Source organism: Pedococcus sp. 2YAF34 (genome assembly GCF_052114585.1).
GTDB lineage: Bacteria > Actinomycetota > Actinomycetes > Actinomycetales > Dermatophilaceae > Pedococcus.
The window spans coordinates 13657-40455 of sequence record NZ_JBFRFA010000003.1; the positions used below are offsets into that span (position 1 = coordinate 13657).

The 26799-nt window shown below is 71.1% G+C and carries 27 protein-coding genes; 6 read left to right on the forward strand and 21 right to left on the reverse strand.

The annotated features are described in order from the left end of the window. Positions 1-64: 64 nt before the first annotated feature. The 4 genes from rsrA to AB4Z02_RS02415 all read right to left on the reverse strand — a co-directional run bounded on the left by rsrA (position 65) and on the right by AB4Z02_RS02415 (position 2741). Positions 65-349 carry a mycothiol system anti-sigma-R factor gene (rsrA, locus tag AB4Z02_RS02400; protein ID WP_056883477.1) on the reverse strand — a complete coding sequence of 95 codons (285 nt, stop codon included), beginning with the start codon at positions 347-349 and terminating at the stop codon, positions 65-67. Next, the gene (locus tag AB4Z02_RS02405) at positions 346-969 is read right to left on the reverse strand and encodes a sigma-70 family RNA polymerase sigma factor (RefSeq protein WP_056884096.1); all 624 of its coding nucleotides are present in this window, start codon (positions 967-969) and stop codon (positions 346-348) included. The genes rsrA and AB4Z02_RS02405 overlap by 4 nt, the downstream gene beginning before the upstream one ends. A gap of 207 nt (positions 970-1176) precedes the next feature. Continuing rightward, entirely contained in the window at positions 1177-1842 is a 666-nt protein-coding gene (locus AB4Z02_RS02410) for an alpha/beta hydrolase family protein (RefSeq protein WP_441969040.1), read from the reverse strand. After that, positions 1839-2741, reverse strand: coding sequence for an SOS response-associated peptidase (locus AB4Z02_RS02415; protein ID WP_441969042.1), 903 nt, complete (start codon positions 2739-2741; stop codon positions 1839-1841). The genes AB4Z02_RS02410 and AB4Z02_RS02415 overlap by 4 nt, the downstream gene beginning before the upstream one ends. A gap of 108 nt (positions 2742-2849) precedes the next feature. Between AB4Z02_RS02415 and AB4Z02_RS02420 the strand changes: the two genes are divergently transcribed. The 3 genes from AB4Z02_RS02420 to rsgA are packed head-to-tail and all read left to right on the forward strand — an operon-like array spanning position 2850 to position 5795. Continuing rightward, positions 2850-3422: a DoxX family protein gene (locus AB4Z02_RS02420; RefSeq protein ID WP_056883476.1), complete on the forward strand. Its 573-nt coding sequence runs from the start codon at positions 2850-2852 to the stop codon at positions 3420-3422. Then, positions 3409-4761, forward strand: a complete 1353-nt coding sequence (gene aroA / locus AB4Z02_RS02425) for a 3-phosphoshikimate 1-carboxyvinyltransferase (RefSeq protein WP_441969044.1) — start codon at positions 3409-3411, stop codon at positions 4759-4761. The genes AB4Z02_RS02420 and aroA overlap by 14 nt, the downstream gene beginning before the upstream one ends. After that, positions 4758-5795 carry a ribosome small subunit-dependent GTPase A gene (gene rsgA, locus AB4Z02_RS02430; protein ID WP_441969046.1) on the forward strand — a complete coding sequence of 346 codons (1038 nt, stop codon included), beginning with the start codon at positions 4758-4760 and terminating at the stop codon, positions 5793-5795. Before aroA ends, rsgA begins: the two co-directional genes overlap by 4 nt. Here the strand turns inward: rsgA and AB4Z02_RS02435 are convergent. Further along, positions 5717-6343 carry a hypothetical protein gene (locus tag AB4Z02_RS02435; protein ID WP_441969048.1) on the reverse strand — a complete coding sequence of 209 codons (627 nt, stop codon included), beginning with the start codon at positions 6341-6343 and terminating at the stop codon, positions 5717-5719. The genes rsgA and AB4Z02_RS02435 overlap by 79 nt on opposite strands. Positions 6344-6444: 101 nt before the next feature. Between AB4Z02_RS02435 and AB4Z02_RS02440 the strand changes: the two genes are divergently transcribed. Together AB4Z02_RS02440 and AB4Z02_RS02445 are read left to right on the forward strand one after the other, a co-directional pair. Next, positions 6445-7026: a SigE family RNA polymerase sigma factor gene (locus AB4Z02_RS02440; RefSeq protein WP_441969050.1), complete on the forward strand. Its 582-nt coding sequence runs from the start codon at positions 6445-6447 to the stop codon at positions 7024-7026. After that, positions 7023-7631 carry a hypothetical protein gene (locus AB4Z02_RS02445; RefSeq protein ID WP_441969052.1) on the forward strand — a complete coding sequence of 203 codons (609 nt, stop codon included), beginning with the start codon at positions 7023-7025 and terminating at the stop codon, positions 7629-7631. Before AB4Z02_RS02440 ends, AB4Z02_RS02445 begins: the two co-directional genes overlap by 4 nt. Before the next feature lie 91 nt (positions 7632-7722). Here AB4Z02_RS02445 and AB4Z02_RS02450 read toward each other — a convergent pair whose 3' ends face one another. From AB4Z02_RS02450 to AB4Z02_RS02470, 5 genes are all read right to left on the reverse strand, one after another. Beyond that, positions 7723-8772 carry an ABC transporter ATP-binding protein gene (locus tag AB4Z02_RS02450; protein WP_441969054.1) on the reverse strand — a complete coding sequence of 350 codons (1050 nt, stop codon included), beginning with the start codon at positions 8770-8772 and terminating at the stop codon, positions 7723-7725. Then, a complete protein-coding gene (locus AB4Z02_RS02455; RefSeq protein WP_056883471.1) occupies positions 8765-9814 on the reverse strand; it encodes an ABC transporter ATP-binding protein in 1050 nt (349 codons plus the stop codon). Before AB4Z02_RS02455 ends, AB4Z02_RS02450 begins: the two co-directional genes overlap by 8 nt. 17 nt (positions 9815-9831) lie before the next feature. Continuing rightward, a complete protein-coding gene (locus AB4Z02_RS02460) occupies positions 9832-10764 on the reverse strand; it encodes an ABC transporter permease (protein ID WP_056883470.1) in 933 nt (310 codons plus the stop codon). Beyond that, the gene (locus AB4Z02_RS02465) at positions 10757-11683 is read right to left on the reverse strand and encodes an ABC transporter permease (RefSeq protein WP_056883469.1); all 927 of its coding nucleotides are present in this window, start codon (positions 11681-11683) and stop codon (positions 10757-10759) included. Before AB4Z02_RS02465 ends, AB4Z02_RS02460 begins: the two co-directional genes overlap by 8 nt. A 249-nt stretch (positions 11684-11932) precedes the next feature. Beyond that, positions 11933-13597 carry a peptide ABC transporter substrate-binding protein gene (locus tag AB4Z02_RS02470; protein ID WP_056883468.1) on the reverse strand — a complete coding sequence of 555 codons (1665 nt, stop codon included), beginning with the start codon at positions 13595-13597 and terminating at the stop codon, positions 11933-11935. Between the two features lie 324 nt (positions 13598-13921). On the opposite strand from AB4Z02_RS02470, the gene hisN reads away from it, so the two are divergent. Further along, positions 13922-14713: a histidinol-phosphatase gene (gene hisN, locus AB4Z02_RS02475; RefSeq protein WP_056883467.1), complete on the forward strand. Its 792-nt coding sequence runs from the start codon at positions 13922-13924 to the stop codon at positions 14711-14713. Between the two features lie 4 nt (positions 14714-14717). Here hisN and AB4Z02_RS02480 read toward each other — a convergent pair whose 3' ends face one another. The 11 genes from AB4Z02_RS02480 to AB4Z02_RS02530 all read right to left on the reverse strand — a co-directional run bounded on the left by AB4Z02_RS02480 (position 14718) and on the right by AB4Z02_RS02530 (position 26780). Further along, complete coding sequence (locus AB4Z02_RS02480) at positions 14718-16085, reverse strand: M16 family metallopeptidase (protein WP_056883466.1); 1368 nt, start codon at positions 16083-16085, stop codon at positions 14718-14720. After that, on the reverse strand, positions 16082-17365 hold the full coding sequence (locus AB4Z02_RS02485; RefSeq protein WP_056883465.1) for a M16 family metallopeptidase: 1284 nt from the start codon (positions 17363-17365) through the stop codon (positions 16082-16084). Before AB4Z02_RS02485 ends, AB4Z02_RS02480 begins: the two co-directional genes overlap by 4 nt. Positions 17366-17427: 62 nt before the next feature. Then, the gene (locus tag AB4Z02_RS02490; RefSeq protein WP_056883464.1) at positions 17428-18846 is read right to left on the reverse strand and encodes an NAD(P)/FAD-dependent oxidoreductase; all 1419 of its coding nucleotides are present in this window, start codon (positions 18844-18846) and stop codon (positions 17428-17430) included. Between the two features lie 159 nt (positions 18847-19005). Then, positions 19006-20130 (reverse strand): lytic murein transglycosylase, encoded by a 1125-nt coding sequence (locus tag AB4Z02_RS02495; protein ID WP_441969059.1) that lies wholly within the window; start codon positions 20128-20130, stop codon positions 19006-19008. A 187-nt stretch (positions 20131-20317) separates the two neighbouring features. Then, positions 20318-20839, reverse strand: coding sequence for a methylated-DNA--[protein]-cysteine S-methyltransferase (locus AB4Z02_RS02500; RefSeq protein ID WP_441969061.1), 522 nt, complete (start codon positions 20837-20839; stop codon positions 20318-20320). Continuing rightward, positions 20836-21258 (reverse strand): HIT family protein, encoded by a 423-nt coding sequence (locus AB4Z02_RS02505; protein WP_056883461.1) that lies wholly within the window; start codon positions 21256-21258, stop codon positions 20836-20838. The genes AB4Z02_RS02500 and AB4Z02_RS02505 overlap by 4 nt, the downstream gene beginning before the upstream one ends. Before the next feature lie 42 nt (positions 21259-21300). Beyond that, entirely contained in the window at positions 21301-22089 is a 789-nt protein-coding gene (locus AB4Z02_RS02510) for a DUF1295 domain-containing protein (RefSeq protein WP_441969064.1), read from the reverse strand. Next, on the reverse strand, positions 22089-23405 hold the full coding sequence (locus AB4Z02_RS02515) for a class I SAM-dependent methyltransferase (protein ID WP_441969066.1): 1317 nt from the start codon (positions 23403-23405) through the stop codon (positions 22089-22091). The genes AB4Z02_RS02510 and AB4Z02_RS02515 overlap by 1 nt, the downstream gene beginning before the upstream one ends. Next, positions 23402-24739 carry a class I SAM-dependent methyltransferase gene (locus tag AB4Z02_RS02520; RefSeq protein WP_056883459.1) on the reverse strand — a complete coding sequence of 446 codons (1338 nt, stop codon included), beginning with the start codon at positions 24737-24739 and terminating at the stop codon, positions 23402-23404. Before AB4Z02_RS02520 ends, AB4Z02_RS02515 begins: the two co-directional genes overlap by 4 nt. After that, positions 24736-25467: a DUF1365 domain-containing protein gene (locus AB4Z02_RS02525; protein ID WP_056883458.1), complete on the reverse strand. Its 732-nt coding sequence runs from the start codon at positions 25465-25467 to the stop codon at positions 24736-24738. The genes AB4Z02_RS02520 and AB4Z02_RS02525 overlap by 4 nt, the downstream gene beginning before the upstream one ends. Then, positions 25464-26780 (reverse strand): NAD(P)/FAD-dependent oxidoreductase, encoded by a 1317-nt coding sequence (locus AB4Z02_RS02530; RefSeq protein ID WP_056883457.1) that lies wholly within the window; start codon positions 26778-26780, stop codon positions 25464-25466. Before AB4Z02_RS02530 ends, AB4Z02_RS02525 begins: the two co-directional genes overlap by 4 nt. Positions 26781-26799 lie beyond the last annotated feature (19 nt).

A 26799-nucleotide genomic window follows, 5' to 3' on the forward strand; every position in this document is an offset into this window, starting at 1 on the left:
GTGGATCCGGCCGCCGCTCTCTGCGTGCTGGGGGTGACGCCTGCAGCGGGGCTGCGAGCGCTCCCTACTCGGAGATCTCGTAGCGGATCGTGGTGATCCGGGCCATGATCTGCGTCCGCAGCTCGACGGGGGCCTCCTCGCAGGCGCACGACCTCTTCACCAGCGCCTTGAGCGCCTGGTCGAGGTCGTACTGCTTGAGGCAGGGTGAGCAGGCCTCGAGGTGGTGGGCGATCTTGGCCGTGTCGTCACGGGTCATCTCGCCGTCGAGGTACTCATAGACGCGGTGCAGCACCTCCGAGCAGTCCGTCCCGGCGGCGTCGCCCTGTCCGGAGTCAGGTCCACACTTCATGAGTCCGCTCCCTGGGTCGCGAAGCCGCGCTCGGCGGCATACTCGGTCAGCAGCTCACGCAGCTGACGCCTGCCTCGGTGCAGCCGGGACATCACGGTGCCGATCGGCGTCTCCATGATCTCGGCGATCTCCTTGTAGGCGAAGCCCTCGACGTCGGCGAGGTAGACCGCCATGCGGAAGTCCTCCGGCAGCGCCTGCAGCGCCCGCTTCACCTCGGTGTCGGGGAGGTGGTCCAGCGCCTCGGTCTCGGCTGAGCGCAGGCCCGCAGAGGAGTGGGACTCAGCCCGGGCCAGCTGGTAGTCCTCGATCTCCGCAGCGTCGGACTGCAGGGGCTCGCGCTGCTTCTTGCGGTAGCTGTTGATGTAGGTGTTGGTGAGGATGCGGTACATCCACGCCTTGAAGTTCGTGCCCGGCCGGTACTGGTGGAACGCGGCGAAGGCCTTGGTGTAGGTCTCCTGCACCAGGTCCTCGGCGTCGGCGGGGTTGCGCGTGGTGCGCAGCGCCGCCGAGTACAGCTGGTCGAGCAGGGGCATCGCCTCGCGCTCGAAGCGGGCCTGCCGGTCGTCCCTCGACTCGGTGGCCACGTCGACGCTCGCGTCGGGGGCAGGGGTCTCAGTCATCACCCTCCAGCCTAGCCCGCGCTCGGCGCGGTCAGGCTCGTCGGTCGTGGCGGACAGGCCGAGCACGACCCGACCACCGGCCGGCGGGCGCGAGCCCGGAGCCACGGAGGTGCTGCCCTCGGACGGCAAGGCGGTCAGCAGTGGCACGTGCGGGGCTCCTGTGCTGGGGTACGGGGTTCCCTCGGTTCAACCGAGGCCGCGACGGGGTCATTCCCGGTGGTCACCCGCGATCCGCTCCAGGAAGCGGCGCGTCGCCGCCACGACGTCGGCCGGCTCACGACCGAAGCTGTGGGTGCCCTTGGCCGCCGAGACCAGGTCAGGCGTGGGCAGCTCCGCGCGCACCTCCTCCGGGGTCCCGAACGGGTCACGCACGCCCTGGACGACGTGCAGGGGCAGGCCCGCGGCCACGGGCAGCCGCAGCTCGTCGGCGCGGGACCGCCCCGGCGCCCCGGGCGGGTGCAGGGGGAAGCTGAGGCACAGCACGGCGTCGGCGCCGACGGCCTGGGCGGTGCGGCAGGCGACGCGGGCGCCGGCGCTGCGTCCGCCGACGACGAGGGGACGCGGCAGGGCAGCCCGGCCGCCCATGAGCGCCCCGACCACCGGCAGCCACGCCTCGTCGAGCGTCGGTGGCCGGCTTGCCACCTTCAGTCCCTTGAGCCGCCAGGGCTGGTCGACGAGGACCACGGCCCAGCCGAGCCCCGTCATCTCCCGGGTCACGGCGACCACGTCGCCGGTCCACGCGTGGCCACCGGCGCCATGCCCGAGGACCAGCGTGGCGTGCGCCCTGCGGGGGCGGTGGACCGTGGCGCGGGCGGTGCCGTGGGGCGTCTCCACGTCGAGGACCCGCGTCGGCCGGGGCAGGTCCGCGGTCACGACGAGTCGCCGACGATCTCCCCGGTCATCGGGTCGACCACACCCTCCAGCTCGTCGAGCCCGGCAGGCTCCACGAGCTGGGGACCGTTGCTGCGGTTGGAGGAGACGGCCGTGCCGACCGGGTGCGCGTCGAACCGGCCAGGCTGGTGGAACGCCAGCATCCGCCCGACCTCGTCGAGGTCGGTCATGGTCGGGTCGAGCCACGTGGCCCAGTCCTCCCGCTCCAGGACGAGCGGCTGGCGGTCGTGGATGCGGTCCAGCCCGGGCTCGGCGTCGGTGGTCACGATGGTGAACGACGTCAGCCAGGCCTGCGGGTCGTCGGCGTCGGGGATCGCGCGGTCACGCCAGAACTCGTAGAGACCGGCGAAGGCGACGACGTCGCTGTCGGCCCGGTGGATGAAGAACGGCTGCTTGCGCGGGTTGCCCTTGGCATCGACCGCGACCGGCGACTTCTGCCACTCGTACCAGCCCTGCGCCGGCACCAGGCACCGACGGGACTTCGCCGCCTTCGCGAAGCTGCCCTTCTCCAGCACCGACTCGGCGCGGGCGTTGATCATGCGCATCCCGACCTTGACGTCCTTGGCCCAGCTCGGCACCAGGCCCCAGGTGAGGAGCCGCAGCTGGCGCACACCCTCGGTGGGGGCGCCCTCCGCAGCACCCTCCGAAGCACCCCCGGCGCGGCCGGCAGCCTGCTCGGCGCTCGCCTCCCCACGGGGGACCCGGGAAAGCACGACCGGGGCCAGCTTGCTGGGCGCGAGGTTCCAGTCAGGGGTGCCGGCGGGAGGGCTCTGCGGGTTCTTCAGGACGGTGCGGACCGGGTCGGCGGTGCGGTCCTGCTCGACCTCGAACTCCTCGACGAGCTCGTCAGGGTTGGCAGTCGCCGCATACCGTCCGCACATGGTGGACAGGGTACGCAGCGACGCGGACCCGGCCATACGGTAGGAAGGGACGCGCAGGCCCCGCGCCTCGCGCACCGCCCGTCCCAGCAGCGACCAGCAGGAGTGACCATGACCCTCGTCCGCCGCGTGGCCCGACCGATGCTGGCCGCGATCTTCGTCGTCCAGGGCCTCGAGCAGCTCCGGCACCCCGCAGCGCTCAAGGCGAAGGTCGCGCCCTTCGCCGAGCAGGTCGCCCCCCTCGGGCTGCCCAACGACCCCGAGCTCCTGGTGCGCGCCAACGGCGCCACCATGGTCGGCGGTGGGGCGCTGCTCGCCACCGGTCGCGTGCCGCGCCTGGCGGCGCTCGCGCTGGTCGGCTCGCTGGTGCCGACGACGTATGTGGGACACCGGTTCTGGGAGGAGAGCGACCCCACGACGCGCAACGTCCAGCGCATCGGGTTCCTCAAGAACGTCGGCCTCCTCGGCGGCCTGCTGCTCGCCAGCGTCGACACCGAGGGCAAGCCCGGGCTGGCCTACCGAGCCGGGCTCGCGACCGACTCCGCACGGCGGGCCGCGAAGCGCACCAAGCGCGAGGCGAAGCACGCGACGGCCGCGGCTCGGCGCGAGGCGAAGATGGCGACGAAGGCAGCTCGGCGCGAGGCCAGGCTCGTCGCGACCCAGGCCCACGATGCCCTCACCTGATCCCGCGCATCCCGCTCGTCCCCCGCAGGTCGTCGAGGGTGACTGGCACGCCCCGTCCGCCGACCGTCCCGTCGACGACGAGGTCCACCTCCCCGGCAGCAAGTCGCTGACCAACCGCTTCCTGGTCCTCGCCGCCCTGGCCAACGGCCCGTCGCTCCTGCGCCGCCCGCTGCGCTCGCGCGACACCCTCCTCATGGCCCAGGCCCTGCGTCAGCTCGGGGCCGGCGTCGAGGACACCACCACCCACCCGGGCCTGCGCCCCGACTGGCTCGTCACCCCAGCGTCGCTGCGCGGCGGCGGCGCCGTCGACTGCGGCCTCGCCGGCACGGTGATGCGCTTCCTCCCGCCCGTCGCGGCGCTCGCCTCGGGCACCGTCGACTTCGACGGCGACGCGCAGGCCAGGGTGCGGCCCATGGGCCCGGTGCTCGACGCACTGCGCGCCCTCGGGGTCGACCTCGACGACGGCGGCCGGGGCACGCTGCCCTTCACCGTGAGGGGGCAGGGTCACGTCCGCGGGGGCGCCGTCACCCTCGACGCCTCGGCCTCATCGCAGTTCATCTCCGCGCTCCTGCTCGCGGGTGCCCGCTACGACGAGGGTGTGACCGTCCACCACCGCGGCAAGCCGGTCCCCAGCGAGCCGCACATCGAGATGACCGTCGAGACGCTGCGCGACTCCGGCGTCATGGTCGACGACAGCGAACCGGACACCTGGCGGGTCGAGCCCTCCGAGGTCAACGCGCTCGACGTCCAGGTCGAGCCCGACCTGTCCAACGCCGCACCCTTCCTCGCAGCAGGACTCGTGACCGCCGGTCGGGTCACCGTGCCCGGCTGGCCGCACCACACCACCCAGGCCGGCGACGCGATCCGCGACATCCTCGACGCCATGGGTGCCGACGTCTCGCTCACCCGCGAGGGGCTCACCGTCAGGGGCACGGGCCAGGTCTCCGGCATCGACGCCGACCTGCACGACGCCTCCGAGCTGGCCCCGGTCGTCGCCGCCGTCGCGGCGCTCGCGGACTCCCCCACCGTCATCCGCGGCGTGGCCCACATCCGGGGCCACGAGACCGACCGGCTGGCGGCGCTGGCGCGCGAGCTGGGCGCCCTCGGCACCTCCGTCACCGAGACCGAGGACGGACTGCGCATCGAGCCGAAACCGTTGCGAGCAGGGCTCTTCCACACCTACGCCGACCACCGGATGGTGATGGCGGGCGCGGTCCTCGGCCTCGGCGTCCCCGGCCTCCGCGTGGAGGACGCCGCAACCGTCGCCAAGACGCTGCCCGAGTTCGTCGACCTGTGGCACGGGCTCGTCGTGCCCGGGACGAGCGCAGCGACCGCATGAGCCGCAAGGCCTCCGACTACGACGAGAGCGACGTCCGCGTCCGACCCAGCCGTCGCGGCTCCCGCCCACGGTCCAAGGACCGCCCGGCCCACGAGGACGCCGTGTCGGGCTTCGTGATCGCCGTCGACCGGGGTCGTTACCACGTTCTGGTCCCCCGGGGTCCGGGACGCAAGGCGGCCCCCGAGCGGCTCGTGACCGCCATGAAGGCGCGAGAGCTCGGTCGCAAGGGGATCGTCGTCGGTGACGACGTCGAGCTCGTCGGGGACACGAGCGGCAACCCCGACGGCCTCGCCCGGATCGTGCGCCTGACGCCGCGGCGCTCGGTCCTGCGGCGCAGTGCCGACGACACGGACCCCGTCGAGCGCGTCATCGTGGCCAACGCCGACCAGCTGGTGATCGTCTCCGCGCTGGCCAATCCCGAGCCTCGCCCCCGGCTGATCGACCGCTGCCTCGTCGCGGCGTACGACGCGGGGCTCGACCCGCTGCTCGTGCTCACCAAGGCCGACCTCAAGGACCCCGCAGAGTTCCTCGGGAGCTACGCCCCGCTCGACGTCCCCGCCGTCGTGACCTCCACCGGAGAGTCGGGGTTCGACGGCCTCGAGGCCCTCACCGAGCGCCTCATCGGAAGGGTCAGCGTCCTCGTCGGGCACTCGGGCGTGGGCAAGTCGACCCTGGTCAACGGCCTGGTGCCGGACGCCCACCGCGCCACCGGCATCGTCAACGTCGTCACCGGCCGCGGCCGCCACACGTCGTCGTCCGCCGTGGCCCTGCGCCTACCCGGCGACGAGGGATGGGTCATCGACACCCCCGGCGTGCGCTCGTTCGGCCTGGCCCACGTCGACCTCGGCCGGATCATCCAGCTCTTCCCCGACCTCGAGGCCGGCACCAGCCAGTGCCCCCGGGGATGCAGCCACGACGAGGAGGAGTGCGCCCTCGACGCATGGGTGGCCTCCGGTCAGGCCGGACCTGCTGGGGCATCGAGGCTCGAGTCGCTGAGGAGGCTGCTCCGGGCCCGGTCCGGCGAGACCGACTGAGGCACGACCGCCGCACGACGACCCCAGACGAGGTCACCCGCGATCGCGAGAACCGTTGCCAGCAGCGGGAACCCGACAAGCATCGCCACCTGCACCCGCAGCGGCGCCGAGAGCATCGTGTACTCGTCGAGCCGCTCGGACCACCACAGCAGGACCGCGGGCCCGGCGACGACACCGACCGTCGCCAAGCGGGCGACGAGGTGCCGGCGGCGCAGGAGCAGGCCGCCCACGACGAAGGCCGCCAGGAACGGGATCCCCTGGCCCGCGAAGATCACCATGCCGGGCACCACCGCCAGCCGGGCCGCCCGACGCCAGCCCGTACGTGACCTGGCCGCCGCGGAGGCCCCGACACCCGCGCCGAGGACGGCGGCCAGCGCGACGATCGCCAGCGACCCCACCCAGCTGAACTCGGGCGTCGTCGACACGAGCCTCATCCAGACCCGTGCCGCGGCACCCCACAGCCCTCCGAGCGCGGCGCCGACCACCGCCGACCGCGCGAGGCCGGACGGGGGGCTCCGCCATAGGGCTGAGGTGCTGGTGCGGTCCATGAGGTCTCCTTGGCTGTGGTGCAACGGTGCTGACACCAGACAGACGCGCGTGCCGGCCCGGCGGGTGACACCGCGAGCCGACGCAGGTTCGACTCCTCGCGATGTCACCCGGCAGCGCCGCAGGGTCGTCTGTCGAGGTGATGGGATCCATGGATGTGGTGACGACGGACCGGGTCCGGACGGGGGCGACGCCGGCCACCGACGACCTGGTCAGAGCGCTGTTCGTCGCCGAGTCCGCGCGTCTGGTGTCCTTGGCACGGTTCTTCGTCGACGACCGCACGGCAGCCGAGGACCTGGTGCAGGAGGCCTTCATCCGCCTGGCCCGCGCGAGCCACCGCATCCGCGACGAGGGCCGGGCCGCGGCCTACCTGCGCTCGATCGTCATCAACCTGGCTCGGGACCACAACCGCCGCGGGCTGGTCTCGCTGCGCCACCGACCACCGGCGGTCCTCGACGAGCCCTCGGCGGAGGAGACCGCCTCGGCGCAGGAGTCACGGCGCGAGGTGGTGGAGGCCCTGAGGGAGCTGCCCCGGCGGCAGCGGGACTGCGTGGTCCTGCGCTACTACCTCGACCTCGGCATCGAGGACATCGCGACCACCCTGGGGGTCTCCCCCAACTCCGTGAAGACGCACCTGACCCGCGGCCTGCGCTCGCTGGCCGCCCGGCTCGAGGAGAGACGATGAGCGCACTCGAGGACCGGCTGCACGAGGCCCTGGGTGCCGAGGGCGCGAGCCGCGCGCCGTCGGCCGACCTCTTCACGCGGGTGGTCGACAGCATCCACGGCGACGCACGGCGCCGACGGCGGCGCCGTACGGCCATCGCGCTCTGGGCCACGGGCGCCGTGCTGTCGGTCGCCGCGGTGGTCACGCTCACGCCCCGAGGAGAGGACGGACTGCACATGCCCTGGTGGATCCTGGAGGTCGCCACGAACGCCGTGCTGCTGGCGGTCGCGCTGTGGCTGGGCCCCTTCATCAAGCGGTTCGGGCGCGCCTACGCAGCCGACGTCTTCCACGACAACCCGCTCACCGGCAAGAGCTACATCGTGCTGACCGACATCGTCTACTACCTGATCTTCGCCGCCTACATCCTCTTCTCGGTGCACTTCGCGCCGCAGCAGGAGTGGGGCAACGAGATCTCGGAGCACGTGACGGCCGAGCAGCTGACCTTCGAGGTGGGACGGGTCGGGGGGATCCTGCTCGTCATCGGGATCCTGCACGGCCTCAACATCGTCCTGATGCCGGTGCTGGGGCGGCTGTTCTCGCTCAACCGCCGGCTCCCCGGGGCCTGAGGGGGAACGCGGCCGCGCCGCTCCTCCGGTGGGGGAAGCGGCGCGGTCACGGTTTGCGCGAGCGTCGGACGGTGTCGTCAGACGGTGTCGCTCAGACGGTGTTGCCGACCTCGTCCTGCTGGTCGGAGACGTCGACCGTCTCGATGATCTCCCGCGGCTGCGCGAAGTGGCAGGCCGACAGGTGGGTCCCGACGCCGTCAGGACGCATCTCCAGCAGCGGGATGTCGGTCTTGCACTTGTCCTGCGCCTTCCAGCACCGGGTGTGGAACCGGCAGCCCGACGGTGGGTTGGCCGGCGAGGGGACATCGCCCTTGAGGACGATCTGCTCCTTCTTGTCACGCAGCGTCGGGTCCGGCACGGGCACCGCCGACAGCAGGGCCTGGGTGTAGGGGTGGGTCGGACGACCGTAGATGTCGTCCTCCTCCCCCAGCTCCGCCATCTTGCCGAGGTACATCACGCCGACGCGGTCGGAGATGTGGCGGACCACGGACAGGTCGTGGGCGATGAAGATGTAGGACAGGCCGAGCTCGTCCTGCAGCTTCTCCATCAGGTTGACGACCTGCGCCTGCACCGACACGTCGAGCGCGGAGACCGGCTCGTCGCAGATCAGCACCTTCGGGTTGAGCGCGATGCCGCGGGCGATGCCGATGCGCTGGCGCTGGCCACCTGAGAACTGGTGCGGGTAGCGGTTGATGTGCTCCGGGTTGAGGCCCACGAGGTCGAGCAGGTCCTGCACGGCCTTGCGGCGGCCCTTCTTCGGCACCACGTCGGGGTGGATGTCGAAGGGCTCCCCCACGATGTCGCCGACCGTCTTGCGAGGGTTGAGCGAGGTGTAGGGGTCCTGGAACACGATCTGGATGTCGCGACGCAGCTTGCGCATCGCACGCCCCCGCTGGGCGTACATGTCGACGCCATCGAAGACGACCGAGCCCGAGGTGGGCTCCTCCAGGCGCATCAGGAGGCGGCCGAGGGTGGACTTGCCGCACCCGGACTCGCCGACGATGCCGAGCGTCTCGCCCTTGAGGAGCTCGAAGCTCACGCCGTCGACGGCCTTGACGTGTCCAACGGTGCGGCGCAGGACGCCGCCCTTGATCGGGTAGTGCTTGACCAGGTCGGTCGCGGTCAGAATGGCCTCAGCCATTGAGGACCTCCTCGGCAAAGTGGCAGGCGGACTCACGGCCGGGGGCGACGAGCTGCAGGGTGGGCCGGTCCTCCCGGCACACGTCCTGGGCGAACTTGCAGCGCGGGTTGAACGCACAGCCCTGCGGGATGTGCATGAGGTTCGGCGGCAGGCCACCGATGGCTGCGAGCTGCTGGCCCTTCTGGTCCAGTCGCGGGATCGACTCGAGCAGGCCCTTGGTGTAGGGGTGCGCGGGCTGGCGGTAGAGGTCGTAGACGTCTGCCCGCTCCACGATCCGACCGGCGTACATCACGGCGATCTTGTCGGCCACGTCAGCCACGACACCGAGGTCGTGGGTGATGAGGATGAGCCCCATCTGGCGCTCCTCCTGCAGCTCCTGCAGCAGGGCCATGATCTGCGCCTGGACGGTGACGTCCAGGGCCGTGGTCGGCTCGTCGGCGATGAGCACCGCCGGGTCGAGCGCGATCGCCATGGCGATCATGATGCGCTGGCGCATACCGCCGGAGAACTGGTGCGGGTAGGCCTTCACCCGCTCCTTGGCGGCGGGGATCTGCACCCGCTGCATGAGCTTGACCGCGCGCTCGAGGGAGTCGGAGCGGTTCATGCCCCGGTGGATCCGGAACATCTCGGCGATCTGCCAGCCCACCGGGAACACCGGGTTGAGCGAGGACAGCGCGTCCTGGAAGACCATGGAGATCTCCGGGCCGCGGGTCTTGCGGCGCTGCTCGGCCGGCATCGTCAGCAGGTCCTGGCCGCAGTAGCGGATCTGCCCCTTGGGGATCACCGCCGGCGGCATGTCCAGGATGCCCATGATCGCCTGCGCGGTCACGGACTTGCCCGAGCCGGACTCGCCGAGGATGGCGAGCGTCTCCCCCTGGTTGAGGGAGAAGTCCACGCCGTTGATGGCCTTGGCGATCCCGTCCGCGGTGTGGAACTCGACGTGGAGGTCCTCCACCTCGAGGAGCAGCCCGTCCTGCGGGTGGTACTCGGAGCCGGTCGCGGTTTTGGCGCGACGCCGGCTCGTGGTCTCAGTAGTCGTCATCTGTGAGTCTCTCCTGCTCAGCGTGACTTCGGGTCGAAGGCGTCGCGCACGGCGTCACCGAGCATGATGAAGGCCAGCACCGCCAGGGACAGGAACAGGCTGGGGAACAGCAGGATGTGCGGCGTCGTCCGGAGTGCCACGAGGGCGTCCGAGATCGCCACGCCCCAGGACACGGCCGGCGGCGTGAGCCCGATGCCGAGGAAGCTCAGGGTCGCCTCGACGGTGATGAAGACACCGAGGTTGATCGTGGACACGACGATGACCGGCGCCAGGGCGTTGGGCATGACGTGGGACCGGATGATCCGCCACGGGCTCGCCCCGAGGGCACGAGCCGCCTGCACGTAGTCGTTGGGCTTGACCTGCAGCACGCTGGACCGCATGAGGCGGGCGATGCTCGGCCAGCCGAACACGGCCATCACGAGCACGACCTTGCCGACGACGACCAGGTAGCGCGAGTTCTCGTCGTTGGGGAACGTGGACATGAACAGGATGCCGCCGAGCAGCAGCGGGATCGCGAAGAACATGTCGGTGATGCGCGAGACCAGCGAGTCCAGCCAGCCGCCGTAGTAGCCGGCGAGCACGCCCATGGTCACGCCGATGACGACCGTGACCAGCGTGGTGAGCACGCCCACGAGGATGGAGGCGCGGGCACCGTAGATCGTGCGGGCGTAGATGTCGTAGCCCTGGATGTCGCGGCCGAACCACGCGTTGGCGTTGGGACGCTCGCGCGCCTGCTTCAGCACCGCGGCGTTGGGGTCGACGTTGGTGAACAGCTGCGGCACCGCAGCCATGACGATGAACAGCACGATGAGCGTGACCGACACCCAGAAGATGGGGTTGCGCTTGAGCTGCCGCCACGCGTCGGAGGCGAGTGAACGCCCCTCGTCCGCCTGGCCACCGGTGGGGGCGCCGGCCTCGGCGCCTACGGCAATGGTCGATGCCTCAGTCATGGCTGATCCTCGGGTCGAGCACGCCGTACAGGAGGTCGACGAGCAGGTTCACGACAAGGAAGACGAGCACCAGGATGGTCACGGTGCCCACGACACTCACCGGGTCGCGGTTGCGGATGCCGGTGAACAGGAAGCCACCGACGCCCTGGATGTTGAAGATGCGCTCGGTGACGATGGCGCCACCGAGCAGGCCGCCGAAGTCGGCGCCGATGAAGGTGACGACCGGGATGAGCGAGTTGCGCAGGGCGTGCACGCCGAGCATGCGTGGACGCGACATCCCCTTGGCGATGGCCGTGCGCAGGTAGTCGGCGCGCAGGTTCTCGACGAGGTTGGTGCGCGTGAGTCGTGCGGCGTACGCGATGGACGCGCTGCCGAGCACGAACGCAGGCAGGACCAGGCGGTAGACCGTGGCGTCCGAGCCGACGGTGGCCGGGAAGATGGGCCACTTCAGGCCGAAGGAGTACTGGAGCGAGACACCGATGACGAAGACCGGCACGGAGATGACGAAGAGCGTGCTCACCAGGACCAGGTTGTCGATGAACTTGCCCTTGCGAATGCCCGCGAGGACACCGGCGATGATGCCGATGACCGTCTCGAAGAGGATGGCCATGGCGGCCAGCTTCGTCGTGACCGGGTAGCGCTGGGCGAGCTCGTCGACGACCTTGATGTCACGGAAGTTCGTGCCCAGGTCGCCCTGGAGGAGGTTGCCCATGTAGGTGAGGTAGCGGACGTGCAGCGGGTCGTTGAGCCCGTGCTTGTCGCGGAACTCGGCGACGAAGGCCGCCGGGCAGGGGCGCTCACCGCAGAGGCCGATCGTGGGATCGCCGGGGAGCGCGTAGACCATGGCAAAAATGATGAACGTGGCGCCAAGCAGAACCGGGATCATCTGGATCAATCGCCGCAAGATGTACTTGTACACGTCACCTCCTCTGGTTTGACGCCACCGGGTGGGGGTGTTCCCGGTGGCGTGGCTGGGACGAGCCGGGACGTTACATCACGCGGGCGCCGCTGCTCATCACAACATAGTCGTATGGGGGGTGCTGGGGGCAGGAGGCGGGGTCTCCCCTCGACTGCCCCCGGACAGGCCATCGGCCTGCCGACACTGGGCCGGCAGGCCGACGACGCTGTGGGTGGGTCACCCTGCGGTTGCAGGGATTCCCGGGACGGCTTACTTCAGCGCGAGGCTGGAGAAGTCGATCGTGCCGAACGCGGTGATCTTGACACCGGTGACCTTGTCGGACCAGCCGAAGGTGGCGGTGGAGTACCACATCGGGATGGCCGGCATGTCGTTCGCGAGGAGCGCCTCGGCCTGCTGGTACTTGGCGTTCGCCTGGGCGGCGTCCGTCTGGGCAGCAGCCTCGTTGAGGAGCTTGTCGAACTCGGGGTTGCTGTAGTCACCGTCGTTGGAGGACGCGCCGGTCTTGAAGATCGGGGCGAGGAAGTTCTCGATCGACGGGTAGTCCATCTGCCAGCCGGTGCGGAACATGCCCTTCATCTTGCGGGCCGCGATGTTGGCGCGGAAGGTGGAGAAGTCCACGACCGGGGTGGCGACACAGTCGACACCGAGGGCACCCTTGATGGAGTTGCAGGTCGCCTCGACCCACGCCTTGTGAGAGGCGTCGGCGTTGTAGGAGATGGTCATCTTGCCGCCCTTGAAGCCACCGGCCTCGTCGAGCTTGGCCTTCGCCTTGGCAGCGTCGAACGTGCACCACTCGCCACACTGGTTGGCCTTGTAGCCGTCCACGACCGGGGAGACCCAGCCGGTGGCGGGCTGACGGGTGTTGTTGAAGATCTGCTTGATGATCGTCGGGCGGTCGATCGCCATCGAGATCGCCTGGCGGACCTTCGGGTCGGCGTAGTTCGGGTCGACCTTGGACGGCGCGAACGTGATCGTCTGGATGACGCCGACGGCCTTCTGGGCGTTGCGGTCCGGAAGGTCCTGCTTGTACTTGTCGTCGATCATCGCCGAGGAGGGAACCTCGTCGGTCACGTCGAGGTTGTTGGCCTGGACGTCGGTGTAGGCAGCGTCAGCGTCCTGGTAAATCTTGAACGTGATGTTGTCGAGCTTGCCACCGAACTTGCCCGAGTAGTCAGCGAACTTGCTGAGCTTGATCTCGGTGTTCTTGGTCCAGGAGTCGAACTTGAACGGGCCGGCGCCGATCGGCTTCTCGCCGAAGGCCTTCGGGTCGTTGAAGAACGAGTCGGGCAGCGGGGAGAAGGCCGAGTAGCCGAGACGGACCGGCATGTTGGAGACCTTCTCGGTCGTCTTGATGGTGAAGGTGTAGTCGTCCTTCACCACGAGACCGGTCATGGTCTTGGCCTTCGGGGTGTAACCCTTGCAGGGGTCCTCGGAGTCCTTGCCCGCGCACTGCAGGTCGCCGAAGCCCTCGATGGGCTCCATGAAGTAGCCGGAGGACTGGGCGTTCGGGCCGTAGGCCGCGTAGTTCCAGGCGTCGACGAAGTTCTTGGACTTGACCTCGGTGCCGTCGTGGAACTTGTAACCCTTCTTCAGGGTGACGGTGAAGTTCTGGTTGTCCGTGGACTCGATCTTGTCCGCGATGTCGTTCTCGGGAGCAGCCGTCTCCGGGTTGTAGTGGACGAGCTTGGCCGTGATGGCGTCGAGCACGTTTCCACCACAGGTCTCCGTGGTGTTGCTGGGGATGAGCGGGTTCTGGGGGTTGCACCCACGGACCGTGACAGTGCCGCCGGTCTTGCCGCCGCTGGCACTGGAGCTGGCGCCCGTCTTGTCGCTACCGCCACCGCACGCTGCAGCAAGCAGCGCGACAGAGGCAACACCGGCAAACAGGGTCACCGTGCGAGTAGTTCCTCGCATTGATGTCCTCCTACTTAAGGGTCAGCCGTCCGGAATCGGACGGGTCGGTCCGGGCTGCTCACCGGGTGGAGCGCAGCCCTGTAACGCACAGGGCGTTCGTGTTGTGGCACCCATGAAAGAGCAAGCAAGGAGTAAAGGCGACGTTCTCAGCCAACCCGAGACAAAAACGTGATCGTCCCGAGCCCTTGCCGAGAGCAGATCTTCGGCGGGCGCGGCGTTTGGCCGGTTCGGGGCCTTCGTCCGGAAGCCGTTCGCCGTGCCGGTCAGCGGGCGGCCACCGTGGCGGTCCCCCGCCCGGCGACGCCGACGGGCTAGCGTGGGCAGGTGCCCTACGACGACGACCTGCGCCTTGCCCACGTCCTGGCGGACGCCGTCGAGCGGATCACGATGGCCCGGTTCAGGGCGGAGGACCTCGTCGTCGAGTCCAAGCCCGACCTCACCCTCGTGAGCGACGCGGACAAGGCGGCCGAGGAGCTCGTCCGCAGCCAGCTCAAGCGGACCCGACCTCGTGACGCCGTCGAGGGCGAGGAGTTCGAGACCACCGGGCACGGACCCCGGCGCTGGGTCATCGACCCGATCGACGGCACCCACAACTTCGTGCGGGGTGTGCCGGCCTGGGCCACCCTGATCTCGCTCGTCGACGACGGCATGCCGGTGCTCGGCCTCGTCGCCGCACCGGCACTCGGGCGGCGGTGGTGGGCGGCGAACGGCTCGGGCGCCTGGTCGGGTCGCTCGCTGGCTGCCGCCAAGCGCATCCACGTCTCGAAGGTGTCGCGCGTCGAGGACGCGTCCCTGTCCTACTCGAGCCTCGCCGGCTGGCGCCGGGTCGACCGCCACGCGCAGTTCCTCGAGCTGACCGACGACTGCTGGCGCACCCGCGCCTTCGGCGACTTCTGGTCCTACATGCTCGTGGCCGAGGGTGCGGTCGACATCGCCGCGGAGCCGGAGCTGGCCGTGCACGACATGGCCGCCCTGGTGCCCATCGTCACCGAGGCCGGCGGCCGCTTCACCTCCCTCGCCGGACAGGACGGGCCGTGGGGCGGGAACGCGTTGGCCACCAACGGGATCCTGCACGACGAGGTGCTCGAGCGGCTCGGGACCGACGCCCGGGCCTGACCCCTCAGTTGGGGACTACCGCGACCTCTCCGCGGCCCAGGCTCCGGATCCCCTCGGCGTGTGCCGACGCGTCACCGACCACGACCACCGTCCACTCCCCCTGCACCCAGCGCCGGTAGGCCGTGACGAGGTCGTCGGCCGTCAGCGCGCGGATGCGCTCGAGGTTGCTGGTCGTGAACTCGGTCGTCAGGCCCTCCAGCGCCAGCGTCGCGGCCTCGTCGGCGACGGCGTCGGCGGTGGCGAAGCGCCCGGGGGCGGTCTTGCTCACGAAGTCGACCCCCGCCCGGACCTCGTCGTCGGTGAGCCCCTCACGCACACCGTCGAGGATGTCGAGCAGCAGGCCCACCGACTCCACCGTGGAGTTGGCGCGCACCGAGCCCGAGGTGAGGAAGAGACCGCCGGAGCTGCGGGGCCGGAACACCGAGCGGATGCCGTAGGTGTAGCCCTTCTCCTCGCGCAGCACCGCGTCGACCCGCGCGTTCGGCGAGCCTCCGATGACGAAGCCCAACACCGGGTACGGCGCCCAGCCGCCCTCGGCGCGCCGGTCGGGTCCGGCGCAACCCACGAAGAGCTCGCTCTGCACCGAGCCGGGGCGGTCGACCAGGACGATGCGCGCGGCATCGGGTGAGCGCACCGCGGCCGCGCCGGGCGTGGTCTGCCTCGTCGCCTCCCACGAGCCGAGCGTCTGCTCGAAGTCGTCGACCACGTCCAGGCCGGAGAGGTCTCCGGCGACGACCACGGTCATGCCCTGCGGGCCGACGTGACGGGCGTGGAAGGCCACGACGTCCTGCCGGGTGAGCGCACCGACGGTCTCGGCCGTCCCGGCGCTCGGGCGCGAGGCCCGGTCGTCGGCGTCGTAGAAGGTGGCGACGAACTCACGGGCGGCCCGTTGCGGCGCGAGTGCACGCTCCTGCTCGATCTCGGCCAGGCGCGTCCGGCGGATGCGCTCGACCTCCGCCTGCGGGAAGACCGGCTCGGCGAGGGCCAGCCTGAGCAGCCCCAGCGCCTCCGGGAGGTGGCGCTTGGGCACGTCGAGGTCGACGCCGAGGCCGGCCTCGTTGACCGACGCGCCGAGCGCGATGCCCTTGCGTTCCAACAGCTCTGCGAACTCCTCGGGCGAGTGCTCGGCAGTGCCCTCGTCGAGCAGCCGGGCCATCGCCGTGGCCACGCCCTCGATGTGGCGCGGCTCGGCCGACAGCGGCAGCGGCAGCACGGTGCGTACGGAGACGACGTACTGGCCCGGGATGTCGTAGGCGAGCAGCTCGATGCCGTTGGACAAGGTGTGCCGGGCGGGGACCGGGAAGCTCCACGGGCCCGGTGGGGCGACCTCGGGGCGCGCCGCGTCGCCCTGGGCCTCGGTCACGGTGCTCATGCGGCGTCCTCCTCGGCGGCCACGAGGTGCCGCACGACGGCCCGGCTCTCAGGGCGCAGCCAGGCGGCGGCGGCCTCCCGCACCTGGTCGGGCGTGACCTGGCCGATGCGGTCGAGGAACGTGTTGACGAACTGCTCGTCGTCATGGAGGAGGACGTGCTGGCTGATGAGGTCGGCCCGCTCCTCGTGCCCGGCCAGGGCAGAGAGCCAGCTGCGCTCGGACTGGGCCAGCGCCGACTCCATCTCCACGGCGGTCGGCCCCTCGACGGCGAACCGCTCGAGCTCCTCGACGACGGCCGCCTCCAAGGTCGCGGGGTCCTGGCCGTCGGCGACGTCGAGGACGAAGAACCCGAGCGACACCCCGTCCACGAAGCCCATGGCGTGGGCCTGCACGGCGTTGGCGACCTGCTCGCGACGAACGAGCCGTTGCACCAGGCGCGAGGTCGACAGCCCCCCGAGGGCGTCGATGGCCAGCGCAGAGGCGAAGAACTCGTCGGTGTTGTCGACCGGCAGCCGGAAGGCGATGTGGACGCGATCGTTGGGCACGGCGCCGGGACGGTCGACCGTGACCGGTGCGGTGAGGGGCGCCAGCTGCGGCAGGGTGTCGCGCGGCGTCTCGGCCGTCGCCGGCAGGTGCCCGAAGTAGCGCTCGGCCGCGGCGAACCCCTCCTCCGCGGTGAGGTCGCCGACCAGGGTCAGCACCGTGTTGTTGGGCCCGTAGTAGCGCCGGAAGAACGCGTGCACGTCCTCGAGGCTCGCGGCGTCGAGGTCCTCCATCGAGCCGATCGTCGGGTGGTGGTAGGGGTGCTCGGGCGGGAAGACCGCGGCATACACCTCGATCAGGGCCTTGCCGTAGGGGACGTTGTCGTAGCGCTGGCGCTTCTCCTCCTTGACGACGTCCCGCTGGTTGTCGAGGTTCTCCTGCGTCACGGCGTCCAGGAGGTGGCCGTGGCGGTCGGCCTCCATCCACAGCGCCAGCTCGTAGGCACCCTTGGGCACCGTCTCGAAGTAGTTGGTGCGGTCGAACCAGGTCGTCGCGTTGAGTCGGCCGCCCTCGGCCATCAGCCGCGTGAAGTGCTCACCGCTGGCGATGTTGCGCGACCCCTGGAACATCAGGTGCTCGAAGAGGTGCGCGAACCCGGTGCGGCCCGGCGTCTCGTGCCGCGAACCCACGTTGACCCACAGGTTGACCGTGACGGTCGGGACGCTCGGGTCGGGCGAGACGACGACGCGCAGGCCGTTCGCCAGGGTCCGCTGGTGGATCGGGTAGTCCAGGGGCATGGCCAAACCCTAGGCGAAGCCCCCGGCTCGCGCGCCCGACCTGGGCCGGCACCGCGTCGGGGTCAGAGGGTGCTGCTGCCCTGCTCGCGGGCCTGGGCGACGGACTGGGCCGGCGGTCGCTTGTCGGCGGGCACCCGCGGCAGGGAGGGCGCGTACCCCTCCCCCAGCTGCTCGATCGCGGTGCGCGCGAACACCTGCTGCTCGGTCACCGTGCGCTCCGACCGGCCGCGGCCGACGAAGCTGACGGCCCAGTGCAGCAGCGTGGTCAGGCGGTGCTTGAACCCGATGATGTAGACGAGGTGCACCGCGAGCCACAGCACCCAGGCGGCGAAGCCGCTGAAGTGCAGCTTGCCGATCGAGGCGACCGCGCTGAACCGCGAGATCGTCGCCATCGAGCCCTTGTCCTTGTAGGCGAACGGGCCGGCCGGCTCCTTCCCGGCGAGGCGGCGCTTGATCTGGTCCGCGGCGTAGCGGGAGCCCTGGATGGCCACCTGGGCCACACCGGGGTAGCCCTTGAGGGCCGCCATGTCGCCGACGACGAAGACCTCCGGGTGGCCCGGGAGGGTCAGGTCGTCGTTGACCTGCACGCGGCCGGCGCGGTCGACCTGGGCACCGGACTGCTCGGCGAGCTGGGCGCCGAGCTCCGAGGCCTGGACCCCGGCGGCCCAGACCTTGGTCACGGCCTCGATGCGTCGGGTGCTGCCGTCGGAGTCCTTGACGTCGATGCCCGTGGCGTCGACGCCCGTGACCATGGCGCCGAGCTGCACCTCGACCCCGAGGCTGCGCAGCTTCTCGGCCGCCTTCGCGCCGAGGTGGTCACCGAACGCGCCGAGCACGGTCGGAGCCGCGTCGAGCAGGACGATGCGGGCGCGGCTGGTGTCGATGGCCCGGAAGTCACGCCGGAGGGTGCGCCGCGACAGCTCCGCGATCTGGCCGGCCATCTCGACCCCGGTGGGGCCGGCGCCCACGACGACGAACGTCATGAGGCGCTGGATCTCCTTGGGGGTGCTGGCCAGCTCGGCCCACTCGAACGCACCGAAGATGCGACCGCGCAGCTCGAGGGCGTCGTCGATCGACTTCATGCCGGGGGCGTAGCGGGCGAACTGGTCGTTGCCGAAGTAGGACTGGCCGGCCCCGGCGGCCACGATGATCGAGTCGTAGGCCGTGACCGTCTCGCGGTCGAGCACCCGCGAGGTGACCGTGCGGGCGGCGAGGTCGATGTGCGTGACGTTGCCGAGCAGGACCCGCGCGTTGTCCTGCCGGGCGAGCACCTCGCGCGTCGCCGGGGCGATCTCGCCCTCGGAGAGGATGCCCGTGGCCACCTGGTAGAGCAGCGGCTGGAACAGGTGGTGCGTGGTCTTGGCGATGAGCGTGATGTCGACGTCGGCGCGCTTGAGCGCCTGGGTGCCGAACAACCCCCCGAATCCCGAGCCGATGACGACGACGCGGTGGCGGGGGCGGGTCTGGGCCTCGTGCGACATACCGACAACTCTCCTGTGAAAGACGAAGGACGGCCACCCCACCGATGGGGGGTGCCGTCCTCGATGACGCTCGTGCGTTGTGGTCAACAACCCTAGTGGCAGGGGTATGCCGCGGCTGCGGTCCGTGCTCGCGGTGCGACCGGCGTCACGTCGGGCGTCTCAGCCCGTGGCCCCCGGGGTCGTGTCGGAGGGCGCCGGCACGACCGGGTCCGAGGGCGGCGTCGTTGTGGTCGGCGGAGGTGGCGTGGTGGTCGAGGACGAGGTCGGGGGCGGCACGGGTGCGCGGGTCGGTGGCGCCGTCCTCGTCGTCGACGGGGCGCTCGGGGCCGTCGACCGGGTGGTGGCGGGTCGCGTGGTGGTGCTCGCCGTGCTCGTGGTGGACGAGCTGGTGGTGGACGAGGTGCTCGAGGTCGTCGAGGTCTCGGGGACCGGCAGGTCGCTCGCCCGGCCACCGGACCCGACCCTGAACGCCACGTCGTCCATCGCGGCCAGCCCGTGCCGGCTGAAGAACGCGACCCAGTCGGTGACGGCCGCGACGTAGTCACCCGAGAAGTTGTAGGACAGGATCGCCGAGCGCAGCTCCCCGTCGGCTCGCAGGTCGCGTCCGTCCGCACACAGGTACCCGGCCGTGGCCAGGGCTGCGTCGAAGACGTTCTGGGGGTCGCGGCGACCGTCGCCGTCACCGTCGCGACCCGCCCAGCGCCAGGTGCCGGGGAGGAACTGCAGCGGGCCCATCGCGCGGTCGTAGCTGCTGTCACCGTCGTACGCGCCACCGTCGCTGTCGTGCACGACCGCGAACGGACCGCCGTCCAGCAGCGGACCGTAGATCTGGGGCGTCACCCGGTGGTCGCCGTCGACCGACCGTCCGCCGACCGACCCGGACTCGACCTGGCCGATGGCTGCGAGGTGGGCGGCGCTGAGGTGGCAGCCGTCCGGCGCCTTGGCCACGGCGGACACATAGGCCTTGGCCAGGACTGCCTGCGGGGTGCCGGGTGCGGGCATCGCGCCGGTGGCGGCGGTGCGGGGAGGTCGCGGCGGCCGGCGGACGGCGGCAGCCCGGGTCACCCGGGCGACAGCGACAGCCTGCACCACCACGGGCCGGGCACGGTCACGGTCGTCGAAGGACCACGTGTCGGGGACGTCGGCGGTGGACAGGACGGCGGGAGCCGCCACGGCAGCGTGACTGCCCGCGGGCTGCGCGGTGACGGACCGCTGCACCACGGCCGCCTGCAGGCCGAAGGCCGCGACCAGGCCGCCGAGCACGGCCAGCTTGAACACCTTCACGCCGTCCCCTGCCCCTCTCTCGACCCCAGCAGCCTGCCCTGCGACGCCTGCAAGGGCCCGTGGACGGCACGTGTTCGGCACGAACGGACGAGGCCAGAACGGTCACTGGCACCACCAGCCACACCGGCACCGCCGGCGGCCACCGACCCACGCCCACCCGCGCCGGCGGACGCGTGGTCGCAGGGCGTCAGAAGAGCCGCTGTGACCGCGTGTCCTCGGACTCCTCCAGCGCGAGCAGGAACCGCTTGCGGTCCAGGCCCCCGGCGTACCCCACCAGGCTGCCGTCGGCACCGACCACCCGGTGGCACGGGACCACGACGGCCAGCGGGTTGCGTCCGTTCGCAGCACCCACCGCCTGGCTGAACCCGACATCGCCCAGGGCCCGCGCGAGGTCGCCGTAGCTGCGGGTCTCGCCGTACGGGATCTCGCGCAGCAGGGCCCAGACCCGCTGCTCGCAGGCGTTGCCCACCGGTGCGAGGGGCAGGTCGAAGGACGTGCGCCTGCGGTCGAAGTACTCCTCGAGCTGGGTCGCCGCAGCCTCGAACGCGTCGTCGTCGCGCTCACCGAACCACGAGTCGTCGGGACGGTGCTTCGCCGCGTCCATGTGGACCGCCACCAGCGCGCCGTCCTGCGCCACGACGGTGAGCTCACCGATCGGGGACGCGAGGACCGAGTGGGTCCTCGGGCCACCCGGTGCCGCGCCGCTCATGCGCGGGGAGGCTCGAGGGCGGCGGCGACGCGGGCGGCGTACTCCCGTGCCTCGTCGTCCGAGGCGTACTTGGTGCGCGGCCAGAAGAACCCGCGCAGGCCGTCGCCCTTGGTGCGCGGCACGACGTGCACGTGCAGGTGCGGGACCGACTGCGACACGACGTTGTTCATCGCGACGAACGAGCCCTGCGCGCCGAGCCCCGCGACGACGGCCCCGGCCGTGCGCTGGGCTGCCCCCATGAGCACCGGCAGCAGCTCGGCGGGCAGGTCGGCGAAGGTGTCTACGTGGATGCGCGGCACCAGCAGGACGTGCCCCTTGAACAGCGGACGGGTGTCGAGGAACCCGAGGACGAACGGCTCGTCGACGACGACGGTGGCCGGCACGGAGCCGTCGACGATCCGGCAGAAGAGGCAGTCCACCCGATGGACCCTAGCCGCCGGGTCGGACAGTGCGGGCGCGCCTCAGGCCTTCCTGGGCGGACGGGGAAGGAAGTAGCTCGTGCGCTGGCGGTAATCGGCGTAGCCGGGTCGCTCGCCCATGTGCTTCTCGAGCAGCCGGGCGCCGGTGGCGAAGACGAGGAAGTAGGTCATGACGACCGGCGACAGGACCGTGAGGGCCCCGGGCCAGGCGCTCGCCGACACCAGGTAGATGCCCCACCACACGCAGGAGTCGCCGAAGTAGTTGGGGTGGCGCGTCCAGGACCACAGGCCACGGTCCATGACCTTGCCCTTGTTGGAGGAGTCGGCCTTGAACGCCCTGAGCTGGGCGTCGCCGACCGCCTCGAAGCCGAGCCCGACCGCCCAGAGCAGCAGCCCGACGACGGCCACCGCGGTGATCCCGGGGCCGGCCGCGGCACTGACCTGGATGGGCAGGGAGACGAACCACACGGCCGCCCCCTGCACGAGGTAGACCTTGCGGATCGCGACCCAGGTGGGGTTGCCCTCCTCCTTGGCCAGCATCTCCTCGTAGCGCGGGTCCTCGCCCTTACCGGCGTTGCGCCGCGTGACGTGCCAGGCGAGGCGCAGGCCCCACACGGCGACGACCAGCACGAGGGCGAGTCGCCGCCAGCCGGTGCCGTCGCCGACGAGGGCAGCCACGAGCGCCACGACGACGAACCCGAGCCCCCACGTGGTGTCGACCACGCTGACCCGCCCCTGGCGCGCGCCCACCACGGCGGTCACGGCCATGAGCACGAGGACTGCCAGCAGCGAGAGTCCGCTGACCGCAACGAAGTTCGAGCCGTCGAACATCACGACCACGTCGTCGGTCGCTGCGGGGGAAGACCCGAGGTGCCGCGGTCCGGGCGGACGGAGAGGATCTGGTCGACCCCCATGCGACCGTCGCGGAAGGCCATCGACCCACCCACGAGGTAGAGGCGCCAGACCCGCGCCACCTCCTCGCCCACGAGGGCGACGGCGCGGTCCCAGTTGGCCTCGAACGTGTCGTGCCAGGCGTCGACGGTGCGCACGTAGTGCTCACGCAGGGCGTGCACGTCGCGCACCTCCAGCCCCGACTCCTCGATCAGGTCGACGGTCTGCCCGACCGGGCGCATCGTCATGTCGGGGGCGATGAAGGACTCGATGAACGGCCCACCGCCCGGGTGACGGCCCCGGCGCGACATCTGCTGGATGAGGACCCGCCCACCGGGGCGGACGCGGTTGTGCAGCACGTGGGTGTAGGTGCGGTAGTTGCGCTGCCCGACGTGCTCCCCCATCTCCAACGAGACGACCGCGTCGAAGCCGCTGTCCGGCACGTCGCGGTAGTCCTGCAGCCGGATCTCGACCCTGTCCTGCAGGCCGCGCTCGGCGATGCGGGCGTCGATGAGCTTCTTCTGCTCGGCGGCGATCGTCACCCCGGTGACCTGGGCGCCGAAGTGCTCGGCGGCGTACAGGCTCATCGAGCCCCAGCCACAGCCGATGTCGAGCAGCCGCATCCCGGGCTCGAGGCCGAGCTTGCGGCAGACGAGGTCGAGCTTGTCCCGCTGGGCGTCCTCGACCGTGTAGTCGGGATCGTCGGAGGTCCAGTAGCCGCACGAGTAGGCCATGTGCGGGTCGAGGATGAGCTCGTAGAACTCGTTGGACAGGTCGTAGTGGTGGTGGATGGCCTGCCTGTCGCGGCCGAGGCTGTGCAGGCGCCCCTTGAGGACGGCCTGGCTCGCCGGAGGGGGCAGCGGGATGCCCAGTGCCCCAACGCTCTTCGCCACCTTGACGACTGCGGCGAGCGTCGCCGGCGTCGGGCGTATGCCGCCCAGCCCGCGCTCGTGCGCGACGTCCCACACGTGGGTCAGTGCCGTGCCGAGGTCGCCCTCCACGTCGAGCTCGCCGGTGACGTAGGCCTGCGCCGCGCCGAGCTCGCCGGGGTGGCGCAGCAGGCGTCGCAGCGCCCGCGGCGAGCGGAGCACGACATGGGGCGCATCGGCCGGTCCGGCGCTGCTGCCGTCCCAGGCGGTCAGGCGCACGGGCAGCTCACCGCCCACGAACGGCGCCAGGGCCTCGGCGACCTCGGTCGCCACCCCCGGCACGGACGTCGTCGTGGTGCGGGTGGTGGTGGTCTGCGTCGCGGTCATCGGCCCCCCTCCCTCTCGAGGACGAGCTGTTGGACGTCGAGGTAGCCGGAGCGGAAGCCCGCCCGCGAGTACTCGAGGTAGAAGTGCCACATGCGGTCGAAGACCTCGTCGAAGCCGAGCTGGTGGATGCGGTCGAGCGAGGCCAGGAAGCGCTCGTCCCACAGCCGCAACGTCTCACCGTAGTGCTGGCCGAAGGAGAGCCGCTCGGTCACGCGGAGCGAGGTCTCTACGCGGTTGACGTCGATGATCGCCTGGGTCGAGGGCAGGAAGCCCCCGGGGAAGATGTACTTGTGGATCCACGTGTAGGTGTAGCGCGTGGCCAGCATGCGGTCGTGCGGCATGGTGATCGCCTGGACCGCCACCTTGCCGCCCGGCGCGAGCACCCGGTCGATGGTGCGGAAGTACTCACCCCAGTAGTCGTGGCCCACGGCCTCGATCATCTCCACGGAGACGACCGCGTCGAACTCGCCCTCGACGAGCCGGTAGTCGAGCAGCTCGACGTCGACCCTGTCGGCGAACCCGGCTGCGGCGATACGCTCGCGGGCGAGAGCCTGCTGCTCCGACGACAGCGTCACCGAGACGACGCTGGCCCCCCGCCGGGCGGCGCGGATCGCCAGCTCACCCCACCCGGTGCCGATCTCCAGCACCCGCGTCCCGTCGCCCACCCCGGCCGAGTCGAGCATGCGCTCCACCTTGCGGCCCTGGGCCTCGGCCAGCGCCTCCCACGTGGGCACGAGGTGCGGGGTGCTGAGCGTCACGCGCTCCCCCGCCAGCGGGGTGCCGGCCACGTCGTCCGCCTCGAACAGGGCCGAGGAGTAGCTCAGCGTGCTGTCGAGGAACGTCGCGAACATGTCGTTGGACAGGTCGTAGTGGCGCGCGATGTTGTTGCGGGTGTTGGTCGTCGTGTTCTTCTCGGTGTGCGGGGCCCGGGCGACGTAGAACGCGCGCAGCCGCTGCAGCGGCTCGGGGATCAGGGTGCCCATCTGGGCGGCGAAGATCTCGAGCAGCCCGCCGAGGTCCTCGGCGTTCCAGTCACCGACCATGTAGGACTCGCCGAAGCCGATGAGCCCCCCGGCTCCGACGGCCGCGAAGAACGCGTCGGGCCGCTCGATCACCATGAGGGGCGCGGCAAGGTCGCCGATGCCCCCGCCGACGATCGCCTCGCGGCCGATCTGCACGCGCACGGGCAGGCGGCGGACGACGGACAGGAAGATGCGGCGCGCGACAGCGCCCTCGACGGCGCGACGGACCCTGGCCCGACGGGCCGTCAGGTCGGGCCAGCGGGTGGGGTCGATGACCGGGCTCGTGGAGAGGCCGGCGGTGGCGGTGGTCACTGGACTGCCTCCTGGTGGTGGGAAGGTCGGGGCTGGACCGGCAGGCGCCGCAGCCACAGCCAGATGCCGTGGATGCGGATGCGCGCCGAGACGGCCAGGGGTTCGAGGGGTTGGGTGAGCGCCAAGCGCAGGACGGTGCTGGTCCGCACCGGCAGCGCCCGGCCGGTCATGCCGGCGACGAACGGGGCGTGGCCCGGACGGCGCAGGACGACCTGGACGCGGAGCTGGTCGTCGGGCTCGGGCACCACGAGGCTGTAGGAGCCGGAGACGTCGTTGAAGGGGCTGACGTAGAGCGCCTTGTCGACCTCCGCACGGCCGCGGTCGTCGGCGTGCACGAGGTAGGCGTGGCGGTCGCCGTAGGTGTTGTGCACCTCGACCACGGTGCACACCAGGCGTCCGTCGCGGCCGTGGCACCAGAAGAGACTGATCGGGTTGAAGACGGTCCCGAGCACCCGGGGCACGGCGAGCATCATCACCCGTCCGCCCCCGAGGTCGACGCCCCGGGACGCGAGGAAGGTGTCGATGTTCTGCCGCAGGGTGCGTCCCGGGTCGCCGAGGTGGTCACGCGACTCGAACCGTGCCAGGGGCGCGAGGCGTCCCAGCTGCGGCAGGTCGTCGACGTCGACGAGCCACTGCTGGCTGCGGGTCCGGAACCGGTGTGCCACCGGCTCCTTGCGCGCATGGTGGACCGAGGTCGCGTAGATGCGCGTCGAGGCCGGGGCCTTCACCGCACCGCCGCTTCCGTCGGCACCGGCCGCCCTGCCGGCTCGTCCCAGTCGACGCCCAGGGCCGCTGCGGCGCGGACGCCCGCGAGGGCGCCGTCCTCGTGGAACCCCCAGCCGTGGTAGGCGCCGGCGAACGCGATGCGCGCAGTGTTGATCACCGGCAGGCGACGTTGCGCCGCAACGGATTCCGGCGTGTAGAGGGGGTGCTCGTAGTACATGGTGTCGAGCACCTTCGCCTGGTCGACGCAGTCCATGCCGTTGAGGGTGACCAGGAACCGCGGTCCCCGCACGTCCAGCCGCTGCAGCCGCGTGAGGTCGTAGGTCACCAGGACCCCGGTGCCGGCGGCAGCCGAGGGCCGCCGCCAGTAGTTCCACGAGGCCCGCGCACCCTCGCTGCGAGGCAGGACCGCCTCGTCGGTGTGCAGCTGGGCGACGTTGCTGGAATAGTGGATCGAGGAGAGCACCTCACGCTGGGTAGGGGTCGCCTCGCCGAGCATGGCGAGCGCCTGGTGCGGGTGGGCGGCGACCACGACCGAGTCGTACGTCTCCGATCCACCCCGGGCGTCCTCGACGACGACGCCGAGCGAGGTCTCCACGACGGAGCGCACCGGGCTGGAGAGGCGGATCTCGTCGAGACCGGCTGCGAGCGCGTCGACGTAGCGCTTGGAGCCACCGGTGACGGTGCGCCACGTCGGCGACCCGAAGACGGTGAGCATGCCGTGGTGGTCGAGGAACTCGAACAGGTAGCGGGCCGGGTAGTCCAGGGACAGGGACGGGTCGCAGGACCAGACGGCGGCCACGACCGGCTCGAGGAAGTGCCGCGTGAAGTAGGTGGTGAAGCCGACGCGCTCGGCGAAGCCACCCAGGGTCTCGTCGACGCCGTCGTCGCCGAGCGTCCGGGCCAGGACCGCACGCGCCTCGCGGTGGAACGTGCGCACCTCGGTCAGCATCCGCAGGTACGCGGCGTCGGTGAGGTTGCGCCTGCGGGGGAACAGGCCCTTGGCCTTCTTGGCGCCGGCGTACTCCAGGCCCGACTCGTCGTCCCGGACGGACATGCTCATGTCCGACTCCTGCGTCGCCACACCCAGCTCGGCGAACAGGCGCAGCAGGGTCGGGTAGGTGCGGTCGTTGTGCACGATGAAGCCGGTGTCGATGCCGACGGTGCGACCTCCCACCTGCACCTCGTGGGTGTCGGCGTGGCCGCCGAGGCGGCTGTCGGCTTCGTACAGGGTGACGGGGCCGCGCGTGCTGAGCACGTGCGCGGCCGCGAGTCCTGCGATCCCGCTGCCGATGACGGCGCGGCGTGGTGCTGGCATTGGTGTCCATCCGATCGTG